This window comes from Azospirillum sp. B4, assembly GCF_000333275.1.
In the GTDB taxonomy this organism is placed as follows: domain Bacteria; phylum Pseudomonadota; class Alphaproteobacteria; order Azospirillales; family Azospirillaceae; genus Nitrospirillum.
In genome coordinates this window covers 1-3,922 of the sequence record NZ_BACU01000198.1, presented here as the reverse complement: position 1 = coordinate 3,922, position 3,922 = coordinate 1, and the positions used below count along the sequence as shown (strand labels likewise).

The following is a 3,922-nucleotide window of genomic DNA, read 5'->3' as shown; positions in this document are numbered from 1 at the left end:
CGCCCCTTCCCCCTTTGTCCCTTCCCCCTCCGGCCCATCCCGGCCCGCGATCATCTGCACGAAGTCCAGGAAGGCGCGCACCTTGGCCGGCGGCAGGTGGCGGCTGGGGTGATAGGCGTAGAGGGGATAGCGTTCCTCCGCCCAGTCGGGCAGTACCCGCACCAGTTGGCCAGACGCCAGCCAGGGGCCGAGACCCAGCTCAAAGCTCTGGAACACCCCCTGCCCGGCCACGCACGCGGCCACCGCCACGGATGGATCGTCCATCATCACCCGGCCGGCCACAGCAACCGTCACCCGCTCATCCCCGCGATGGAACTCCCAGCCGAAGGGCAGGCCGGTCTGCGGGTTGCGGAACAGCAGGCCCTCGTGCCCGGCCAGATCCTGCGGCACCCGGGGCGTGCCGCGCCGCGCCAGGTAATCCGGCGCGGCGCAGGTCAGCACCCGCGTCTCCAGCAGCTTGCGCGCGATCAGCGAGGCGACGTCCGGCGGGCCGAAGCGCACCGCCACGTCCACGCCGGCCATCATTTCCTCGCGGTGATTGCTGACCGTCAGGTCCAGGGAAAGGCGGGGATATCGCTCCATGAAACGCGGCAGGTGCGGGGCCAGCACCATGCGGGCGAACCAGGGATCGACGGAGACGCGCAGGCGCCCGTCCACGGTGGCGGCGGATCCCGCCGCGTCCTGCGCCGCCTCCTCCAGCCCGGCCAGCAAGGGCGTGACCTGGGCATGGAAGCGCCGCCCCTCCTCCGTCAGGGTCACGGCGCGGGGGCTGCGGTCGAACAGGCGCACGCCCACCCGCGCCTCCAGCCGGGCGACGGCGCGGCTGACGCCCGACGGTGTCAGGCCCAGGACCTCGCCCGCGCGCACGAAATTGCCCGCCTCCACCACTGCTGCCAGCACGCCGATGCCGGTCAACAGGCGCGCGTCGAAACCCATGGGCCCTCTCCTGATCCTCACGACAGTGATTATAGATCACTTTTCAGCTGATATGGATGCGCCTGATTCAAATTACCTCCCGCCGTATAAGCGGATCATCACCCCATCGGTTAAGGAGAGGGATCATGTACGTCATCACTGGCATCACGGGTCAGGTCGGCGGCGCCACCGCCCGGGCGCTGCTGGCCGCGGGCCAGCCCGTCCGCGCCGTCGTGCGCGACGCCGCCAAGGCAACGCCCTGGGCGGATCGGGGCTGCGAGGTGGCGGTGGCCGCCCTGCAGGACGCGGCGGCCCTGACCCAGGCCTTCGCCGGCGCCGCCGGCGTGTTCATCCTGCCGCCGCCGGACTTCGACCCCGCCCCCGGATATCCCGCCGCCCGCGCCACCATGGACGCGGTCGCCACGGCCCTGGCGATGGCGCGCCCGGCGCGGGTGGTCAGCCTGTCCACCGTGGGCGCCGACGCCCCGCACGACAACCTGCTGAGCCAGCATACGCTGAACGAGCGGCGCCTGGCCGTCCTGGACCTGCCCATCACCTTCCTGCGCCCCGGCTGGTTCATGGAGAACGCCGCCTGGGACCTGGCCGCCGCCCGGGACGAAGGTGTCCTGCGCAGTCATCTGCAGCCCCTGGACCGCCCGATCCCCATGGTCGCCACCGCCGACGTGGGCCGCGTGGCGGCATGCCTGCTGCGGGAGGACTGGGCGGGCCTCCGTATCGTCGACCTGGAAGGCCCCGCCCGCGTCTCGCCCAACGACTTGGCCCAGGCCTTCGCCAGGACGCTGGGCCGGCCGGTGCGGGCCGAGGCCGTGCCCCGCGACGGGTGGGAGGCGCAGTTCCGCGCCCAGGGCATGCACCATCCCGGCCCCCGCATGCGCATGCTGGACGGCTTCAACGAGGGCTGGATCGACTTCCGCGACGCAGGCGCGCATGCCTTGAAAGGCGATACCACCCTGCACCAGGTGATCGCGGCGCTGGCGGAACGAACCTGAGCGGCAGGGAGCATGGACGGGGGCTGTGCCGGCGCGACTTCCCGTCGCCTCTCTAAGCGCTTGGCACCGCCGGGCGCGGCCTATAGGAATGGCACGTTTCCATTTCCCGCACGGGGCCCGCTGAAGGGCCCCGGCGTATGGTCGATGACCAGGCAAAGAGGATCATCCATGAAGCTGTACTACAAGGCCGGCGCCTGCTCGCTCTCCCCCCACATCGTGGCGCTCGAGGCTGGCCTCGACATCGCCATCGAGGCGGTGGACCTGAAGACCAAGGTGACGGAATCCGGCGCCAACTTCCTGGAAACCAACCCCAAGGGCTCGGTCCCGGCGCTGACACTGGACGACGGCAGCCTGCTGACCGAGGGCGCGGTGATCGCCCAGTACCTGGCCGACCAGGCCCCCGCCAGCGGCCTGATCCCCGCCGCCGGCAGCATCAGCCGCTACAAGGTGCAGGAGTGGCTAAACTTCATCGCCACCGACCTGCACAAGGGCTTCAGTCCCCTGTTCAACCCGGCCACGCCGGATGAGTACAAGGCCATCGCCAAGCAGAACTTGGACCGGCGCTTCAAGTATCTGGATGACGTGCTGGCCGATGGCCGTTCCTACCTGACCGGCGAGACCTTCACGGTGGCCGACGCCTACGCCTTCGTGGTGCTGGGTTGGGCGCCCCAGGTCGGAATCGACCTCGGCGCCCACCCCAAGGTCGCCGCCTTCTTCACCCGCGTGGGCCAGCGCCCCAAGGTGCAGGCAGCGCTGAAGGCCGAGGGGCTGCTGGCTGCCTGAGCGGCCACCCCATGAAGAAGGGCCGTCCCCGCCGGACGGCCCTTCCTTGCGATGCCGACGATATCGGCGCGTGAAGAAGGCGGTCCCATGCCCATCCCCATGGAATTGCAGCACGCGTCCCAGGATTTTGAACGCTTCCTGACCGACGCCAAGGATATGGCCGGCCTGGCCACCCGCAACCAGACCTACACCATGGTGCAAGGGGTGCTGCAGGTGTTCCGCCGCCGTCTGAGCCCGGCCGATGCCATCCGCTTCGCCGGCGTGTTGCCGCCCCTGCTGCGCGCCATCTTCGTGACCGACTGGCCGATCGATGAACCGCCGGTCCCCTTCGCCGATCGCGCCACCATGACGCGGGAAGTGCAAAACCTGCGGCGCGACCACAATTTCGCGCCCGACACCGCGATCCGCGACGTGGCGGCGGCGCTGCGCCGCCACGTATACCTCGACGACTTCAACCGCGTTCTGGCCAGCCTACCCGCGGGCGCGGAGGAATTCTGGAGCGCATAGCGCGCCGTCACCCACACCGCGCCAGCGGAATGGTGACCGGGGCGCCGGTGTAAACGATGGTCGTGGCCGCCTCAGCCCCAGACGCCGCGCCACAGACGACGCGGAAGCGCACGGCGGCGGGCATTCCCGGGAAGGCGCCGTCGCGCGCCTGGAGGGTCAGGCGCCGTTGCTTGTCCGACCAGATCACGGGAATGATCGCGCGCTTTCCCGCCTGATAACCGTAGCCGTCTCCCTCATCGTCATAGAGTTCGTAGGCAGCGTCGCGGCCGGGGTAGACCCGCAGCTCCAGCGGCTCATCGCTGGGGGCGTCGGCATAGGCCTTGATGGGGCCCAGCGGCACGATGCTACCCCCACGGACGAACAGCGGCAGGGTCGCCAGGTCCGCCTTCGCGTCCACGCGCCGCCCGCCCTCCTGGGCGGCACCCGTCCAGAAATCGAACCACCGGCCGTCGCCCGGCAGATAGACGCCGCGCGTCGTGGCGCCCGCCCGCAGCACGGGCGACACCAGGAACGCCTTGCCGAACATGTACTGGTCGGTGACGCGCAGGGCCTCGGCATCCTCCGGGAAGTCGAAGGCCAGCGCCCGCATCATCGTCGCGCGATGGCTCAGGACGTCCCAGGACAGGGAATAGATATACGGCAGCAGGCGGTAGCGCAGCCTGACGTCGTCGATCAGGATTTTCTGAATCGCCGGGTCGAAATTCCAG

General features: G+C 69.9%; 5 protein-coding genes. 3 read left to right on the top strand and 2 right to left on the bottom strand.

The window, feature by feature from the left end; genetic code table 11:
* Nucleotides 1–936, bottom strand: a 936-nt coding sequence (locus I55_RS08840) for a LysR family transcriptional regulator (RefSeq protein ID WP_064742477.1), incomplete at its 3' end; no start/stop codon positions are given.
* Between the two features lie 125 nt (nt 937–1,061).
* On the opposite strand from I55_RS08840, the gene I55_RS08835 reads away from it, so the two are divergent.
* From I55_RS08835 to I55_RS08825, 3 genes are all read left to right on the top strand, one after another.
* Nucleotides 1,062–1,925, top strand: a complete 864-nt coding sequence (locus I55_RS08835) for an NmrA family NAD(P)-binding protein (RefSeq protein WP_044560157.1) — start codon at nt 1,062–1,064, stop codon at nt 1,923–1,925.
* Between the two features lie 168 nt (nt 1,926–2,093).
* Nucleotides 2,094–2,708: a glutathione transferase GstA gene (gene gstA / locus I55_RS08830; RefSeq protein ID WP_044560156.1), complete on the top strand. Its 615-nt coding sequence runs from the start codon at nt 2,094–2,096 to the stop codon at nt 2,706–2,708.
* Between the two features lie 87 nt (nt 2,709–2,795).
* Nucleotides 2,796–3,215 (top strand): DUF2267 domain-containing protein, encoded by a 420-nt coding sequence (locus tag I55_RS08825; RefSeq protein WP_044560155.1) that lies wholly within the window; start codon nt 2,796–2,798, stop codon nt 3,213–3,215.
* Between the two features lie 7 nt (nt 3,216–3,222).
* Here I55_RS08825 and I55_RS08820 read toward each other — a convergent pair.
* On the bottom strand, nt 3,223–3,922 hold a 700-nt coding region (locus I55_RS08820), incomplete at its 5' end, for a DUF5110 domain-containing protein (RefSeq protein ID WP_044560153.1).